This is a genomic window from Nostoc sp. PCC 7107 (assembly GCF_000316625.1).
GTDB lineage: Bacteria > Cyanobacteriota > Cyanobacteriia > Cyanobacteriales > Nostocaceae > Nostoc_B.
In genome coordinates, this window is the sequence record NC_019676.1 from 1,412,141 (window position 1) to 1,429,021 (window position 16,881).

Consider the following 16,881-nt stretch of genomic DNA (forward strand, 5'->3'; position numbering starts at 1 on the left):
GTGAGCAATTAGTGGGGAAAACCTCTGCTTAAAGTATTCCCAAGCTACGGCACAGAATTTTCATTTAAACTTAATAAAATTTCGATTGAAGTCTGAAGTGTGAATTATGTTCGCCTTTGGCGTTCCCGCAGGGTAGTCTGAAATTTATACTTCATAATTCACACTTTATCCTTGATCGTTCGGGTTCCCGTCCTCAGCGTACATACGCTATGATGTTCACCATTTGTCACAATAAAATGGCGGTAACATCACTTCCAGAAAAATATTGGCAAGAAAATCTACCTTTACGGTGATTTATTGTCCTCAATAGTATCTGGAAGAGACAATGATGGACGAAAATAAACAGGTAAACAATACAAGCCAGCAATTGGGTGAACCAATAGAGGTAAAGCAAGAAATGATGAGCGACTCCCCAGCCCAAATAGACTCCAACGAATCTGGCAGCGAGGTTACTGAGCAAGTGGCAGCCACAAGCAATGTATCAGGAGATACGGCTGCGCTCAATCAAGAAGATGGCTTCGCTGCAACCGAGAAAACACCAACAGAAACAGCCGCTTTGACAGAATTGACTCAACAAATTGAGTCTCTCAAGGTGCAGGTAGAAGAACGTAGTACTCAGTACATGCGGATTGCGGCAGATTTTGAGAATTACCGCAAACGTACTAGCAAAGAAAAAGAAGAGCTAGATGCACAAGTGAAGCGGAATACAATTCTGGAATTACTGCCAGTGGTCGATAATTTTGAACGAGCGCGAGCGCACCTGAAACCACAAACTGATGGTGAGATGACAATTCACAAAAGTTATCAAGGAGTTTATAAACAATTAGTCGATTCCTTAAAACGCTTAGGTGTATCACCGATGCGACCTGAAGGTGAACAGTTTGATCCTAACCTCCATGAAGCAGTAATGCGCGAACCTACGGATGAACATCTAGAAGGAACAGTGTTAGAAGAGTTAGTACGCGGATATTATATAGGCGATCGCGTGCTACGTCATGCAATGGTCAAGGTGGCTGCTCCCAAGGAGGATACACCGTCTGCACAAGAAGATCAGTCGAGTCCAGCTAACAGTTAGACTGTATTTGTCTGCCTCGCTGACTGTCCCTTCGCCCGAAGTAAAAAAGCCAAAGTTAAAAGAATCATGAATAAAGTTTTTCTCTTTACCTTTTGAATTTTTACTTTTACGAAGTAAGTGCTTAGGTCACAGCACAGACGAGCAGTGTATATTTCAATAAGGAAAGGGCTGTTGACGGTTTGCCGCAGTTTAGCAGCCCGCCCTCTAGCAGCAACTTGCACATAGGGACTGGTTTTGTGGCAAACGGCCGACACTCAGGTTAGTGCGTTTCACAGACTTAGCCCTTAGCTTTAGCCCGTACAAAAATATCCCGCGCAATAACACACGCTAAAAGCATTCAGTACAAATACTGTAAGTATGGGAAAAGTTATAGGGATCGACTTAGGCACGACTAATAGTTGCGTCGCAGTTTTAGAAGGTGGTCAACCGATTGTGATCGCTAATTCTGAAGGCGGACGAACCACTCCTAGTATTGTGGGATTCGGCAAGGGTGGCGATCGCTTGGTCGGTCAGCTGGCGAAACGTCAAGCAGTAACTAATGCCGAAAATACAGTCTACAGTATTAAAAGATTCATCGGTCGTCGTTGGGAAGATACGGAAGAAGAACGCGATCGCGTTCCTTATAATTGTGTCAAAGGTCGAGATGAAACTGTTGATGTGCAAATTCGTGGCAAGAACTACACACCACAAGAAATCTCGGCGATGATTCTGCAAAAATTGAAGCAGGATGCAGAAAATTTTTTGGGTGAAACTGTCACACAAGCAGTAATTACCGTACCAGCATATTTTACTGATGCCCAACGGCAAGCCACCAAAGACGCTGGCACAATCGCCGGCTTAGAAGTATTACGCATCATTAATGAACCGACTGCTGCGGCTTTAGCCTTTGGCTTAGATAAGCAAGACCAAGAACAACTAATTCTAGTTTTTGACTTGGGTGGTGGTACTTTTGATGTCTCCATTCTGCAATTAGGAGATGGAGTTTTTGAAGTTAAAGCTACTAGTGGAAATAATCAACTTGGTGGTGATGACTTCGATAATTGTATTGTCCGCTGGATGATTGAACGCTTCCAGGAACAAGAAAAAATTAACCTCGCCCAAGACAAGATGGCTTTACAGCGTCTACGAGAAGCAGCAGAAAAAGCCAAAATTGAACTATCCAGTATGGCAAGTACCTCGATTAACTTGCCTTTTATTACGGCTGATGACTCTGGGCCAAAGCATCTAGAGACGGAACTTAGCCGTTCTAAATTTGAGGAACTGGCTGCAACTTTGATTGAAGCTACCATCGAACCGATGATTCAATCCCTTAAAGATGCTGACCTTAAACCACAAAATATTGACAGAATTATTTTAGTTGGTGGTTCTACCCGCATTCCCGCCGTTCAAAACGCTTTAATTAAGTTTTTTAATGGTAAAACCCCTGATCGTTCGATCAACCCTGATGAAGCTGTAGCGTTGGGCGCTGCAATTCAAGCTGGAGTTCTGGGTGGCGAAGTTGATAATCTTTTGTTATTGGATGTTACTCCTCTGTCTTTGGGTATTGAAACCCTGGGCGAAGTATTTACTAAAATTATCGAACGCAACACCACAATTCCTACTAGTAAATCTCAAGTTTTTTCCACTGCTATTGATGGGCAAACTTCGGTAGAAATTCATGTTCTCCAAGGGGAACGGGCAATGTCGCGGGATAATAAAAGTCTGGGTAAGTTTTTGTTGGCGGGGATTCCCCCGGCTCCCCGTGGTGTCCCGCAAATCGAAGTGTCTTTTGAAATCGATGTTAACGGTATCCTCAAGGTTGCTGCTCAAGATAAAGGCACAGGTAGAGAGCAAAGCATTCGGATTACGAATACTGGAGGTTTGAGTTCCAACGAAGTCGAACGGATGCGCCAAGAAGCTGAAGCATTTGCGGATGAAGACAAAAAACGTAAGGAATTTGTTGAACTTAAAAACCAAGCAGATAATCTAGTATTAAGTTACGAATCCACCTTGAAGGATAATGGCAACTTTATTGGTGAGCAGATGAAAACTTTAGCTCATGAAAAATTTGTCCAACTTCAAGCTGTAATGACTAACTCCAGTATTTCGTTGCAAGAATTTCAAAATTGTCTGGATGACTTCCAGCAAACCCTATTTGCGATCGGTGCTGATGTTTACAACCGCGCTAACGGTCAAAATTCTGATGAATGTGAAGAAGGTTCAGAGTCAGTATTAACATCACAATTAGAAAATCCTGCGAGTGGAACTGTAATACCACAGTTTAATTTTGATTTTGATGAGGAAATGACTGCACAAGCTGATTATGAGGCGATAGACTAAATAAGAAAGTATGAAGTCTAAAGTATGAAGTATGAAATTAAAACCTTCAATACTTTATGCTTTACCCTCAAATGGTGTCTCACTACAGATGCGATGTATTACAAATGGGGGGTTTTCCACACCTAATGGTGCGGATAGCCCCTCTAGTTCGTGGGCAGGATTTTTCCCTGACACGTAGCACAATTGTAAAGGACACAGCGAGAGATTCTTGCATCTGCTAACTTTCGTTAGTTCTTGTCATCTTCTAGACAACAGCAAATTTTGCTAAATGTTTCCTGGTGATTTTTATAAAAGGTAAAAGGTACAATCAATTATTAATAAAATTTAATCTATGCCTTCTGCCTTAAAAAGTGCTGAGTAGTGAGTGCTGAGTGCTGAGTTAAGATTCACTAGTAATTCTTCTACGCCTCCTTCCTTCTTCCTTCTTCCTTCTATATTTTACCTTTGCTATATGGCCCGCGATTATTACGAAATTCTGGGTGTCTCTCGTGACGCCGAAAAAGAAGAAATCAAACAAGCTTACCGCCGTTTAGCCCGCAAGTATCACCCAGATGTGAACAAAGAAGCGGGAGCGGAAGAACGGTTTAAAGAAATTAACCGCGCTTATGAGATACTCTCAGAACCAGAAACCCGTGCGCGTTACGATCGCTTTGGCCCAGAAGGTGTTTCCGGTGCTGGTGTGGGCTTCCAAGATATGGGCGATATGGGTGGTTTTGCCGATATCTTTGAAAGCATTTTCAGCGGTTTTGCTGGCGGCGGTATGGGTGGACAGACAGCGCAAAGACGGCGCAGTGGCCCAGTGCGGGGTGATGATTTACGGCTAGACTTGAAGTTGGACTTTCGAGAAGCGGTATTTGGTGGTGAAAAAGAAATTCGCATTTCTCATTTAGAAACTTGTGAGGCTTGTAGTGGCTCCGGTGCAAAACCAGGAACTCGCCCCCGTACTTGTTCAACTTGTAGCGGTTCCGGCCAAGTGCGACGGGTAACTAGAACACCTTTTGGTAGTTTTACACAAGTTTCAACTTGTCCAACTTGTAACGGTACAGGTTCGGTAATTGAAGATAAGTGTGATTCTTGTGATGGTAAGGGTACAAATCAAATTACCAAAAAACTCAAAATTACCATTCCGGCTGGGGTTGATAACGGTACACGCTTACGCATAGGACAAGAAGGTGATGCAGGTCAACGTGGTGGCCCCCCTGGAGATTTATATGTTTACCTGTTTGTTAACGAAGATGAAGAATTCCAAAGGGATGGAATTAATGTTCTTTCGGAAATCAAAGTTAGCTATTTACAAGCGATTTTAGGCTGTCGTTTAGAAGTCAATACGGTCGATGGGCCAGTGGAATTAATCATTCCTCCAGGAACTCAGCCGAATACAGTGATGAAGCTAGAAAATCGTGGTGTACCCCGCTTAGGTAATCCGGTAAGTCGCGGAGATCATCTCCTAACAGTGTTAATTGATATCCCCACAAAGATCATCCCAGAGGAGAGAGAATTGCTAGAAAAGCTGGCTAAAATTAAAGGCGATCGCACTGGTAAAGGTGGTTTAGAAGGATTTTTGGGAAATTTGTTTAAGTAATGAGTCTATCTTCTGTATCTACTCCCGATGCTCAACTTGATCTGCGCGGTACTCCTTGTCCGATTAACTTCGTGCGAACAAAACTTCGCCTAGAAAAAATGTCGCCCGGAGATTTGCTGGAAGTATGGCTCGACCCAGGAGAACCGATTGAGCAAGTACCTGATAGCTTGACTATGGCAGGCTATCAGGTAGAGCAAATTCTAGATTGTTCTGATTATTTTTCTTTGTTAGTCCGCCGTCCAAGCGTTAGCCCATGATCGGGGACACGGTGACAACTACTGGACAGTTATTCGGTACCGTCTTGGCTGTACAAGCAAATTTTTATCGTGTACAGCTAGATCAAGAGGATAAACAGAAAAAGCCGGCTCATTTCCCTATTCTTTTGTGTACACGCAGAACGCGACTGAAAAAAATTGGACAGCAGGTAATGGTAGGCGATCGCGTTGTGGTGGAAGAACCAGATTGGGCTGGTGGACGCGGTGCGATCTCAGAAGTTTTACCCCGCACCGGACAATTAGATCGGCCAGCGATCGCTAATGTCAACCAGATTATGCTGGTATTTGCGGTTGCTGATCCACCACTGGAACCTTACCAGTTGAGTCGATTTTTAGTTAAAGCTGAGTCCACTGGCTGGGATGTAGTAATTTGTTTGAATAAAAGCGATTTAATCTCAGCCCAGGAACAGCGAGAAATTAGCGATCGCCTCTTGGGTTGGGGTTATGAGCCGCTATTTATTAGTGTGCAAAGTAGTCTCAATATTGACCAGATATTAACTTATCTCAGTCATAAAACTACTGTGATTGCTGGGCCTTCTGGTGTGGGTAAATCCAGCTTAATTAACGCCCTAATTCCCGATATTAACCTGCGCGTCGGGGAAATTTCAGGTAAACTTGCCCGTGGTCGCCATACGACTCGCCACGTAGAATTATTTGAATTACCTGATGGTGGTTTGCTGGCTGATACTCCTGGCTTTAATCAACCAGATTTAGATTATCAACCAGAAGAATTAGTCCAATATTTTCCCGAAGCGAGAAAGTTACTAAAAGTTGCTCATTGTCGGTTTAGTGATTGTTTACATCGAGACGAACCTGATTGTGCTGTGCAAGGAAATTGGGAACGCTATGAACATTATGTAGAGTTTTTGGATGAAGCGATCGCCAGACAAACCCAATTAAACCAACAAGCCGATCCCGAATCCACCTTGAAGTTAAAAACCAAAGGTAAAGGACAAAGTAAATACGAACCTAAACTAGAAAGTAAAAAATATCGTCGAATTTCTCGCAAAACTCAACTGCAAGCATTACAAGACTTATATCAAGATAGCGAAGAATAATTCTTTGCGTCTCTGCGTGAGAAAAAATATTTAATATTTATATCCATATAAATTTTTGCTATTGTAAACTACAAGAAAATATAATTAAACGCAAATGAATATGTATTGTATCCGCGTGAAAAGCAATATAATATCAAATGTAAAATCCCAAATCTAAAATCTCAAATAATATTACGCACCCATCCCAGAATATTGTTTTAGTCCGGCCCGCCACAACAAACGGTTTGCGCCCAAAAATATCATTATCCAACCAATCATACATAAAAAACCCCGCGCTATATCCACAGGTAGCCCCACCAAAATGCTTGCAGGAAAATCAATTAAATAAGGAAAAGGTGTAAATAACACAATATTCCGAATATATTCGGGAAACACATTTAAAGGCGCAATCATCCCCGATAAAAATAAAAAGAACAAGAACCAGAAACTTTCTAGCGCACTAGCCCGTTCTGTCCAGAAAGCTAACATAGCAAAGGTATACTGAATTACAAACCGCAAGATAAATGCTAACACCACTGCTAAGGTAAATAGAGACACTTGACCTAAATTCGGCAACCACAAAGCCTGGGGATAAAGTGTGAAAAATAAAGCTGTTAACAATATGGTAAAAGGTATGCGAGTAAATCTTTCAGCCAGATGAGATGCAACATGATGCCATACAGGATCTATTGGTTGCAACAATTTAGGTGAGAGTTTACCTTCTACAACTTCCTTTTCAAATTCCCAAATTACCCAAGCAACTGTCATTTGCCTAACTACAAAAACTGTCAGAAAATAACGAGAAAAATCCACAGATGACAACCCAAATTTGCCCCCTTGTGCAGCTTGCATCCAAACACCCATGAGAATGATTGGTAAAGACCCAGACAAAACCCATAAAATTAGTTCTGCACGAAACTCCATCATGTAGGCGTTGTATACAGACAAAAAAGTGAAAGTTTTTCTAATAAATTTTTTCATTTGTCATTTGTATCTTTGTCGTTAACTAAGTTGTCTTATTTTTTTTCAGCATGTGCTTTCGCCCCGGTGCGCTAACAGCGCTGACTAAACAACTCCCGCCTGAAAAACTTTACCGATTACTTCTTCTATAGGTGGTTCTGTTACTTTTAAATCGATGACTTCTAGCTCTGACAAAATTTTAGATACGGTACGAGTTAGAGCTTCTTGCTCTACCATAAAACATACGGAGCGCCCATCTAAAAGTTGCACATCCCCATAAAACCTGAGTTTTTCTCTAGATAAAGGTTGGGCTAACTCTACATGAATTTCTCGGTATGGTGCGAAGCGTTCTAATAACCCATCTAAACTACCGTCATACATCAGCTTTCCTTGGTGAATTAACAAAACTCGTTGGCATAAAGCAGTAATATCAGCCATGTAGTGACTAGTTAATAATACTGTGGCTTGATAACGCTGATTGTAGTCGCGCAGGAAATCACGCACTGCTACCTGAGCATTTACATCTAAGCCTAGAGTTGGTTCATCAAGAAATAATACTTGGGGACGGTGTAAAAGTGCAGCTAACAGTTCTGCTTTCATCCGTTCACCCAAAGATAGCTTGCGTACTGGTTGAGTCAGCTTTCCTTGGAGGTTTAACATCTCTGTTAATTCTCTTAAGCGGTGAGAAAATTCTTGGTCAGAAATGTCATAGACAGCAGCATTAATTTTTAAAGAGTCTATTGCTGGTAAGTCCCAAATTAACTGCTGCTTTTGTCCCATCACCAAGGTAATTTTTTGCAAAAATGCTTCTTGGCGCAGAAATGGGACGTGTCCAGCTACTCTGACTGTTCCACTAGTAGGATGAATAAGACCAGTGAGCATTTTGAGGGTGGTAGTTTTTCCAGCACCATTTGGCCCTAAAAACCCCACTACTTCGCCAGGAGCAATTTCAAAGGAAACATTTTCTACAGCTTGAATTGAACGGTAGGTGCGGCGGAAAAAGTGCGTAATTGTCCCAGCAATACCTGGTTCTTTAATCGCCACCGGATAAGATTTACTTAAATTTTCAACAAAAATATGCGGCATAAAATTTATCTTAAAACCTTCAAGGGTATTGTTAGGCATAAGCCGTAACGCACCAAAAGCTTTGCGGTAGATGTATTACGCTGTCGCTAACATATCCTACGTGTATTTCCAACATCAAATATGAGTTCTACACAAGTTAAAGTATGACTGAGCCTGATATTCATGCTCGCAAAATGTCCATCGGCTGTTTTAAATTATTAAATTATGGATTTTTAGTGATCAGTATTATCCCTGATATTAATAAAGTCAAGGTAAAATAACCCGGTCTAACGTAAACGACCCGATCGCAAAATACTAATAATCAACCACAATCCTAATAAACTGGCGGCGGCAAATAACACACTACTTAAAACCGATAGTTGCGGTGTCTGTGCTTTTGTGGAAATAATTGCTGCCCCCATAATCAGTGAACCTACGAGAATACTGAAAGAAAGACGATTGGCTGCATCATCCATTGTGCGGCGTACACCATCTAACCCATGTAATGAGAGATTCCAACGCAGTGTTTCTGATGTTACACGGTCGAGTAAAAGTTCAACTTGTCGGGGTGATTGTAATGATAAACTTTTGAGGTCGAGGGCTGTGCGGAGAAGCGATCGCACTGGATTTTCACCGACTAATTGCCGGCGAAACAAATCTGTCATTAATGGCTTGACTTCATCAAACAGATTAATTTCTGGATTAAAAGCACGAGCTACACCTTCTAAGTTAGCTAGGGTTTTGGCATACAAACCCATATTGCTCGGCAATCTAATTTTATTGTTCCGGGCAACTTGTAAAATTTCATAAATCACTTGACTAAAATTCATCTGTGTCAAGCTGACATTATGATATCTCCGCAACATGCGATCGTAATCATTTTCTAGTCGCGCCACAATTACAGGCTGTGCCGAATCTGATAGTTGCAACGTTAACTGAGCGCATCTCCCTGCATCTAAATCCACGATCGCCAACAACATTTCTGTTAAAATCTGCTGCGTGCGGGGATCAAGTCTGCCAACCATACCGCAATCTAAAATTGCTACCCGACCATCGTGCAGATAAAATAAATTTCCGGGATGGGGATCAGCATGAAAAAAACCATCCAGGTATAACTGCTGAAAAAATGCTCGAAATAGTAAAGTAGTAATATCTTTACGTTGGGTGGCAATATCTTTACCATTATTGTTACTGGTCAACTTTGCCGACAGTAAAGGCACACCATCTAACCACTCCATTACTAATAACTTCTTAGATGTAAGATGCCAGTGAATTTCCGCAACTACAATTTGTTTCGGGTCAAACCAACGCCCTTTCGCTAAATTCTGCCGTAATTGATCTGTAAAACCTGCTTCTCGCGTAAAATCTAACTCTGCTTCTAAAGCTTTAGTAAATTCTTCCGCAATAGATTTAATCTCATAAGTTTGCCCAAAGTCAGTCCGGGCGACTAAATCAGCGATACCCTGAATTAAAGCAATATCTTGAGCAATGGTGATATCAATTCCGGGACGCTGCACTTTCAAAGCGACTTCCCGACCATCGGCGAGCGTGGCGCGATGAGTTTGGGCAATTGAACCCGCCGCGACTGGGACAGGATTTACCTTTTGAAAAACTTCTTCTAGAGGACTTTTTAGCTGTTTGCGGATGAGTACTTCTATTTCTGACCAAGCAACTGGCGGTACTTCGTCTTGTAGTGTTGACAGTTCCTCAATGTAGGCGGCGCTGAGTAAATCTGGACGAGTAGATAATAACTGACCAAGCTTGATATAAACAGGCCCCAAATTTACCAAAATATTTTTTAACACTGCTGGTGTTGGTAGCTGGGGTTCATCAGTTTTGCCACCAGTCAGTAGCCTTCGCATATAATCCCAGCCATTACGCAGCACTACTTCAATAATTTCTCGTTGACGAGGAACAGTTTGGGTTAGGAACATTGTGGTAAACAACTGCAAAAACGCAGAGAAGTTAAAGGGGTAGACAACAGGGAATTACAATACAGCCAGAGCTAGTTTTAGTTAGGGTTTTACTGGCAAAAGCACAGTCTTGAAATCTTTTTTGGGATGATTTTACAACTTCTATCAAGCTTTGCTCACTTAATATTCTTTTAATGTAAGTAGAACAAGATTCTCCACCATATAATTGTCGATGAGGACAAGCAAAGCCTTTCACCGGAGAAATATATTTTTGATAAGCAGTGATAGACTTGATTGCCATTGTCTTGGCCAGAGGCTCAAAGCTAAGGGTATTCATAACTGTCAGTAAAAACAACAGACAGTCAAGTTATAATAGGAAAACTAGCTTTTAAGCCTCTGTCAAGGGTTTTAACTTTGATAATTACAGTAGGTCAGTAAAGCGGGAGTCATCTTGCAGGATTTTGAGAACCTGCTTAATTTCTTGGGTGCGTTCTTTATTAACGATGAGGGTAACATTGCGATCGCGCACAATCACCACATCTTCTAAACCAATAGTAACAATTACATCCTCTGGATTAGTAGCATAAATAATTGCTCCTTGCGTATCTAAACCTATATGGGTAGCTAATTCTACATTGGGAGTCTCTTCTTTTTTTAACAAGCGTTCGATCGCATTCCAATCTCCTAAATCATCCCAACCAAAATCAACCGGGAGGACGTATGCTAGATTGGTTTTTTCCATGAGTGCATAGTCTATACTCTTTTTAGGTAAACCAGGGTAAATCTCAGGGCCATATTGTTCTAGGGGTTCTATAATTTCTGGAGCATGGGTGTATAGTTCTTCCAGAACAACCCCAGCCCGAAATACGAACATTCCACTATTCCAGCTAAAGCGTCCCGTAGATAAAAAAGTTTCCGCTAATTCACGGTTAGGCTTTTCAGTAAAGCGATTGACATGATAAGCTGGCAACTCATTAAAGCTACCAATCTGTTCACCTTGTTCAATGTAGCCGTAACCAGTTGATGGAAAAGCAGGCTTGATTCCTAAAGTAACAATCGCTTTGGTGCTTGTTGCTAGTTGAGTAGCAGCCTTAAGAGTGTCTGTAAAAGCCTTTTGGTCAGCTATCCAATGGTCAGCCGGAAAAAAGCCGATGATTGCGTCTTCTCCATAACGCTTTTTAATTTCTAAACTTGTCCAAGCAACAGCTGCGGCAGTATCCCTTCCTTCTACCTCAATTAGTAAGTTTGGCGATGGGAGTTCGGGTAACTGTTGACGAACACCTTCAGCTATCTGGCTGGAAGTAATCACCCATAAGGAATCCCAACCGTCTGCCAATGGAAGCAACCGATCAGCGGTTGCTTGCAGTAAACTTCTAGAACTACCATCTAGGCTTAAAAATTGTTTAGGACGGTCTTTACGACTCACAGGCCAAAAACGCTCACCTTTGCCACCAGCGAGGATGACGGGGAACAAGGAACTATTCATGTTGTCATACACACCTACGCAAGAACACTACAAGTGTACAGTGAGCTTTTACTCTGGCAAGATTTGTAGCTTGCATTAACATAACTTTTATGGAAGTGGTTGAGTGGGGAGAAAATTGTGATTAGAGAAGTTCAATTATCCGAGAATCAAGTTAAGTCTCAGCAAATACCGAATTTAGACTTAGAGAGCAAACCTGGTCAAATCCAACGGGTAGAAACTCAGGGAACGTTGCAAACAGTAGCAGATTCAGACTCAGACACTACATCTCAAACAGCATCAGCCAGTGCCACTCGCAGTGTTGTTGAGTCAGTCAGTGCAATTCCCAACGAACTGTACGATAGATTGGGCTTAAGTATGCCCCGATGGCTACTGTGGATATTGACAGTGGTGATGGGCGTGATTCTCTCAGGGCTTTTAGTCTCAACTCTGGCGCTCTGGACTCCTTTATGGAGCAATTTGGATAAAACCGATGAGGAACTGGGTTTTGCTGGTAAAGACGAGCAAAAAGTGCCTTTACCGGGGGAATTATGGAGCAAAATTTCCCAATACCAGCTATCACGCCCCATGAACATTTTGATTATGGGGATTGAGCCAGTCAACGGGGCTGTAGATGGCTCACCTGAAAGTTTTGCTGGCAAAAGTGACACCATGCTTTTAGTGCGGCTCAACCCCAGTGATAAATCCATTAGGGTGCTTTCCGTTCCCAGAGATACGATGATAGCGATCCCAGAAAAAGGGTTAACCAAGCTATCAGATGCTAATCCCCAAGGCGGGCCAGTGTTGGCAGCGCGGGTAGTTAGCAGGACTTTAAATAATGCGCCGATTGACCGTTACATTCGGATTTCCACCAGTGGCTTAAGGCAATTAGTTGATCAACTGGGTGGGATCGAAGTATTTGTACCTAAAGCAATGGAATATCATGATAGTACCAGTCAATTGAACATTAATCTAGTGAGTGGCTGGCAAACTCTCAACGGCGAACAGGCGGAACAGTTTTCCCGCTTCCGGGAAGATGGGTTAGGGGATTTACCGAGAGTGCAGCGACAACAAGCACTTATGGCTGCATTAATCCAACGCCTCAATAGTCCTACTGTCGTACCGAAATTGCCCCAATTAACCCGTATTATGCGGAAGTATTTTGATACCAACTTAAAGATAGAAGAAATGATGGCATTGGTAAATTTCTCCGTAAATGTAGAGCGGGATAATTTCCAAATGACCACTGTACCTGGTACTTTCAGCCGTTTCAGTCAAGACCCTAATAGCTATTGGCTGAATATGACTGGGCAACAGAATCTACTGAATAATTATGTTGGGGTAGATGTACCTGGACTCAAACCAGATACACGTCCGGTTTCTAACCTCAAAATTGCTATTCAAAATGCCTCTAATCAACCACAAGTAACCGAAAAAGTTATTGCTTATCTCAAAGAGAAAGGCTTTAAAAATATTTACACAGTATCAGATTGGCCTGACAGCCAGCGCCAAACCCAGATTATTGTCCAAAGAGGTAGCCGACAGCCAGGAATTGACTTACAAAAAGTCTTAGGCTTAGGTCAAATTGAAGTCTCAACATCTGGAGATTTGGAATCTGATATCACAATTCGGATTGGTAAAGATTGGAAATAATTAGTAGTCATTAGTCAATTGTCATTAGTCAATTGTTTTTACTTATTAATTACTTGTTAGCCTACTTGTGATACTCACTCTTGACTAGGGACTATTGACTCTTGACTATAAAGCTATGAAAAAGATTTGTCCGAGATTATCAAGTTTAACACAATCAAAGTTAACCCATTCCTCATAACTCACTAGTGAAGTTAGTAAAGTTATGAAAAAGATTTGGCTGAGATTATTAATTTTGGCACAATAAAATTTCAATCAGTCCTCATCATTAAGTAATGATGTACGTAAAGTTATGAAAAAGATTTGGCAGAAATTATTAAGTTTAATTATGATTCTGCTTTTAGCTGGTTTGTGGGTAATACTTAGCCCACGACCAGCTTTTGCACAAATTAATACAATTAACTACAGCAATGCCAATTTAGAAAACCGCGACTTTGCCAATGCCGATTTAGCAGGTGTAACTTTTGTGGCAGCGGAAATGCGGGGTACAAACTTCCAAGCAGCAAATTTAACAAACGCCATTTTTACTAAAGGTGTTTTATTAAAGGCTAATTTAGAAGGCGCTAACTTAACAGGTGCTTTAGTAGACCGTGTGACTTTAGATGGTGCTAATTTAAAAAATGCTAATTTCACAGAAGCTACTTTAACCCGTAGCCGTTTTTACGATGCTGACATTACAGGCGCGGATTTTACAGATGCGTTAATTGACCGCTATCAAATTTCTTTACTGTGTGAAAGGGCTGATGGAGTAAATCCGGTTACGGGTGTAGCAACTAGAGAGAGTTTGGGTTGTAAATAAAAGAATGAAGGGTGAAGTTTGAAGTATGAAATATATTAATTAAATATTTATTTTTGGGATTTCAGCTTTTAGCCTAGAAATTTCATCCGTCTTCAGACTTGTCGGGTATTATTTGTGACTAATCAAGAACAAAAATCTTCTCGTTCTTTCGCTGGGATTGCTGGCATTGTTGCCGCAGCCACGCTAATTAGTAAAGTATTTGGTTTGATACGGCAGCAAGCGATCGCTGCCGCTTTTGGTGTTGGTGCAGCTGCTACTGCTTATAGCTATGCCTATATTATTCCTGGCTTTTTATTGATATTACTGGGTGGTGTGAATGGGCCGTTACACAGCGCTGTTGTGAGTGTTTTAGCCAAACGCCAGCGAGAAGAAGCCGCGCCTGTGGTAGAAACAGTAACAACGCTGGTAGGTGGAGTACTGTTATTGGTGACTGTTGCTCAGGTTTTCTTAGCCGATACGATTGTTGATATTGTCGGTCATGGTTTGTCAGCGACTACACGCGCGATCGCTATTCAACAACTGCAAATTATGGCCCCAATGGCGTTATTTTCCGGTTTGATTGGCATTGGCTTCGGTACCCTCAATGCAGCTAATCAATATTGGTTACTCTCTATCAGCCCTTTATTATCTAGTATTACCGTAGTTGCAGGAATCGGTATTTTGACTTTGCAATTGGGCAAAGACATAATTCTGCCAGAATACGCCTTTATGGGTGGTATGGTGTTAGCTTGGGGAACTCTAGCTGGCGCAATTCTTCAGTGGGTAGTGCAGTTAATTGTGCAGTGGCGATTAGGACTGGGGACACTGCGGCTAAGCTTTGATTTTAAAGCCCCTGCCGTTCAAGAAGTCATTAAAATCATGACTCCGGCAACAATTTCTTCGGGAATGATGCCGATTAATGTTGCTACTGACCTTTATTTTGCCAGTCCTATCCCCGGTGCTGCGGCTGGTTTTAACTATGCTAATCTGCTAGTTCAAACACCTTTAGGGATTATCTCTAATATTATTTTGTTGCCTTTATTGCCCATCTTCGCCAAACTAGCGGAACCAGACAATTGGCCTGATTTAAAATTACGCATTCGCCAAGGTTTATTACTCACAGCCTGCACTATGCTACCACTGGGGGCTTTGATGGTGGTGTTATCTGTACCAATTGTGCAGATAGTATATGAACGCGGCGCTTTTAAGCAAGAAGCTACACAGTTAGTTTCTTCGTTATTGGTCGCTTATGGTATCGGGATGTTTGTTTACTTAGGGCGTGATGTGTTAGTGCGAGTATTTTACGCCTTGGGAGATGGACAAACCCCTTTTCGCATCAGCACTTTCAACATTCTGTTGAACGTTGTACTTGATTATTTTTTCGTTAAACCCTTTGGCGCACCGGGTTTAGTATTAGCAACTGTTGGTGTTAATTGCAGTTCGATGTTAATGCTGTTATGGTTACTCGATCGCAAACTTAACGGTTTACCTTGGCGGGAATGGAGTTTGCCAATTTTGGGTTTAGCTGGTGGTAGTGTTGTCGCTGGAATAGCCAGCTATGGTACTTTGTTTGGTTTACAGCAGTTATTAGGTACAAAAGGTTTAATAATTCAGTTGGTAGAGTTGTCAATTTCTGGTTTAGTGGGTTTAGTTGTGTTTGGTGCGATCGCTTCACTTATGAAAATCCCAGAAGTAAATACTTTTGTGATCCGTATGCGCCAGCGTTTCTTAAAAAAATAACTTCGAGAATCTGGGTTGTTTCTCTAGTTCACCCAATTGGGTGAAAGATTTTTCACTCACTCGGCTACTTGAGTGTAGGAGGGTAAAACTGGTTAAAAAAGCGACTCTAGTAGTAGAGAGCATTGATTGCACTCAACTCTAGTGGAGAAAAACTTATGAAACTCAGAACTTTAACTACTTCTGCATTTGTAGTTGCTTCTATCGTCCTCTCAGCTGGAATTGCTGCTGCTCAAACAGCTGGTACTAACGGTAGCTATATCGGTGTTGGTGTTGCAGCAGGAGCTACTAGTGGCGGACAAAGAAATGATGATGCTCAATTTGGTGGTAACGTACAAGGACGTTACGCCGTACCCAATGCGCCTGTATCACTGCGGGGAGCCGTTTTGTTCGGTGGTGATACAACTTCCTTGATGCCTATAGTGACTTACGATGCGCCTATTGCCAAAAACACTAATGTTTATGTTGGTGGTGGTTATTCGTTTTTGACTGATGAAGGTCACAACACCCCTTTAGGTAATCGCAATGCACCTGTAGTGACTTTGGGCGTAGAATCTGAAGTGAGCAAAAACATCATCGCCTATGGTGATGCTAAATGGGGCATTGATGCTTACAAAAACAGTGATGCTGATGCTGTGAGTTTCCAAGCAGGATTAGGCTATCGTTTTTAGATTAGGACTTACGCATAAAACCGAAAAATCAAGGTTTTTAACAAGGGTATGAGGCACTACGGTTCAGATAAGAAAACTAAATCAAAACAGAACCAACAAATAATTACTCAACCAAAAACGCAAGAATGATTTTGCAGGGGGTTTGGGGGACGCAACCGTCACCCAATCGGGTGTTTTTCAACGCAGAGGGGCGCAGAGTCAAGCGCAAAGTTGAGGCAGAGAGAAGTTGCCAGGAGGGTTTCCCTCCAAGCAAACTTCGGTGGGGTTGCCTAATTTTATTAGCAATGTATTTAGTACTTCAGCAGATTAGGAAATGCTATGTTGATCGTTTTTATTCTTTCCCTTATACCCCTACCC

Annotated in this window: 14 protein-coding genes; 9 read left to right on the forward strand and 5 right to left on the reverse strand. The window is 41.8% G+C overall.

Features of this window, described 5'->3' with window-relative positions; genetic code table 11:
- Positions 1–325 precede the first annotated feature (325 nt).
- The 5 genes from grpE to rsgA all read left to right on the forward strand — a co-directional run bounded on the left by grpE (position 326) and on the right by rsgA (position 6,309).
- Positions 326–1,075, forward strand: a complete 750-nt coding sequence (gene grpE, locus NOS7107_RS06070) for a nucleotide exchange factor GrpE (protein WP_015112101.1) — start codon at positions 326–328, stop codon at positions 1,073–1,075.
- Positions 1,076–1,432: 357 nt separating this feature from the next.
- A complete protein-coding gene (dnaK, locus tag NOS7107_RS06080) occupies positions 1,433–3,394 on the forward strand; it encodes a molecular chaperone DnaK (RefSeq protein ID WP_015112102.1) in 1,962 nt (653 codons plus the stop codon).
- Positions 3,395–3,845: 451 nt separating this feature from the next.
- On the forward strand, positions 3,846–4,976 hold the full coding sequence (gene dnaJ, locus NOS7107_RS06085; protein WP_015112103.1) for a molecular chaperone DnaJ: 1,131 nt from the start codon (positions 3,846–3,848) through the stop codon (positions 4,974–4,976).
- Complete coding sequence (locus NOS7107_RS06090; protein ID WP_015112104.1) at positions 4,976–5,233, forward strand: sulfurtransferase TusA family protein; 258 nt, start codon at positions 4,976–4,978, stop codon at positions 5,231–5,233. The genes dnaJ and NOS7107_RS06090 overlap by 1 nt, the downstream gene beginning before the upstream one ends.
- Positions 5,230–6,309, forward strand: coding sequence for a small ribosomal subunit biogenesis GTPase RsgA (gene rsgA / locus NOS7107_RS06095; protein WP_015112105.1), 1,080 nt, complete (start codon positions 5,230–5,232; stop codon positions 6,307–6,309). The genes NOS7107_RS06090 and rsgA overlap by 4 nt, the downstream gene beginning before the upstream one ends.
- A gap of 171 nt (positions 6,310–6,480) precedes the next feature.
- On the opposite strand, the gene NOS7107_RS06100 is transcribed toward rsgA, so the two are convergent.
- The 5 genes from NOS7107_RS06100 to NOS7107_RS06120 form a co-directional block, all read right to left on the reverse strand.
- Positions 6,481–7,269 carry an ABC-2 family transporter protein gene (locus NOS7107_RS06100; protein WP_015112106.1) on the reverse strand — a complete coding sequence of 263 codons (789 nt, stop codon included), beginning with the start codon at positions 7,267–7,269 and terminating at the stop codon, positions 6,481–6,483.
- Positions 7,270–7,353: 84 nt separating this feature from the next.
- Complete coding sequence (locus NOS7107_RS06105) at positions 7,354–8,334, reverse strand: ATP-binding cassette domain-containing protein (RefSeq protein ID WP_044499739.1); 981 nt, start codon at positions 8,332–8,334, stop codon at positions 7,354–7,356.
- A 266-nt stretch (positions 8,335–8,600) separates the two neighbouring features.
- Entirely contained in the window at positions 8,601–10,247 is a 1,647-nt protein-coding gene (locus NOS7107_RS06110; RefSeq protein ID WP_015112109.1) for an AarF/ABC1/UbiB kinase family protein, read from the reverse strand.
- Between the two features lie 31 nt (positions 10,248–10,278).
- Positions 10,279–10,563, reverse strand: a complete 285-nt coding sequence (gene yidD / locus NOS7107_RS06115) for a membrane protein insertion efficiency factor YidD (protein WP_015112110.1) — start codon at positions 10,561–10,563, stop codon at positions 10,279–10,281.
- A gap of 84 nt (positions 10,564–10,647) precedes the next feature.
- Positions 10,648–11,712, reverse strand: coding sequence for a mannose-1-phosphate guanylyltransferase (locus tag NOS7107_RS06120; protein WP_015112111.1), 1,065 nt, complete (start codon positions 11,710–11,712; stop codon positions 10,648–10,650).
- Between the two features lie 117 nt (positions 11,713–11,829).
- Between NOS7107_RS06120 and NOS7107_RS06125 the strand changes: the two genes are divergently transcribed.
- From NOS7107_RS06125 to NOS7107_RS06140, 4 genes are all read left to right on the forward strand, one after another.
- Positions 11,830–13,341 carry an LCP family protein gene (locus tag NOS7107_RS06125; protein WP_015112112.1) on the forward strand — a complete coding sequence of 504 codons (1,512 nt, stop codon included), beginning with the start codon at positions 11,830–11,832 and terminating at the stop codon, positions 13,339–13,341.
- A 289-nt stretch (positions 13,342–13,630) separates the two neighbouring features.
- Positions 13,631–14,137: a pentapeptide repeat-containing protein gene (locus NOS7107_RS06130; protein WP_015112113.1), complete on the forward strand. Its 507-nt coding sequence runs from the start codon at positions 13,631–13,633 to the stop codon at positions 14,135–14,137.
- A gap of 114 nt (positions 14,138–14,251) precedes the next feature.
- Positions 14,252–15,856, forward strand: a complete 1,605-nt coding sequence (murJ, locus tag NOS7107_RS06135) for a murein biosynthesis integral membrane protein MurJ (protein ID WP_015112114.1) — start codon at positions 14,252–14,254, stop codon at positions 15,854–15,856.
- Between the two features lie 155 nt (positions 15,857–16,011).
- On the forward strand, positions 16,012–16,524 hold the full coding sequence (locus tag NOS7107_RS06140) for an outer membrane beta-barrel protein (RefSeq protein ID WP_015112115.1): 513 nt from the start codon (positions 16,012–16,014) through the stop codon (positions 16,522–16,524).
- The last annotated feature ends 357 nt before the right edge of the window (positions 16,525–16,881 follow it).

Excerpts from the sequence above, each read along its gene's own strand:
- grpE (WP_015112101.1), top strand. The coding sequence starts at position 326 with ATGATGGACGAAAATAAACAGGTAAACAATACAAGCCAGCAATTGGGT.
- dnaK (WP_015112102.1), top strand. The coding sequence starts at position 1,433 with ATGGGAAAAGTTATAGGGATCGACTTAGGCACGACTAATAGTTGCGTC.
- dnaJ (WP_015112103.1), top strand. The coding sequence starts at position 3,846 with ATGGCCCGCGATTATTACGAAATTCTGGGTGTCTCTCGTGACGCCGAA.
- NOS7107_RS06090 (WP_015112104.1), top strand. The coding sequence starts at position 4,976 with ATGAGTCTATCTTCTGTATCTACTCCCGATGCTCAACTTGATCTGCGC.
- rsgA (WP_015112105.1), top strand. The coding sequence starts at position 5,230 with ATGATCGGGGACACGGTGACAACTACTGGACAGTTATTCGGTACCGTC.
- NOS7107_RS06100 (WP_015112106.1), bottom strand. The coding sequence starts at position 7,269 with ATGAAAAAATTTATTAGAAAAACTTTCACTTTTTTGTCTGTATACAAC.
- NOS7107_RS06105 (WP_044499739.1), bottom strand. The coding sequence starts at position 8,334 with ATGCCGCATATTTTTGTTGAAAATTTAAGTAAATCTTATCCGGTGGCG.
- NOS7107_RS06110 (WP_015112109.1), bottom strand. The coding sequence starts at position 10,247 with ATGTTCCTAACCCAAACTGTTCCTCGTCAACGAGAAATTATTGAAGTA.
- yidD (WP_015112110.1), bottom strand. The coding sequence starts at position 10,563 with ATGAATACCCTTAGCTTTGAGCCTCTGGCCAAGACAATGGCAATCAAG.
- NOS7107_RS06120 (WP_015112111.1), bottom strand. The coding sequence starts at position 11,712 with ATGAATAGTTCCTTGTTCCCCGTCATCCTCGCTGGTGGCAAAGGTGAG.
- NOS7107_RS06130 (WP_015112113.1), top strand. The coding sequence starts at position 13,631 with ATGAAAAAGATTTGGCAGAAATTATTAAGTTTAATTATGATTCTGCTT.
- NOS7107_RS06140 (WP_015112115.1), top strand. The coding sequence starts at position 16,012 with ATGAAACTCAGAACTTTAACTACTTCTGCATTTGTAGTTGCTTCTATC.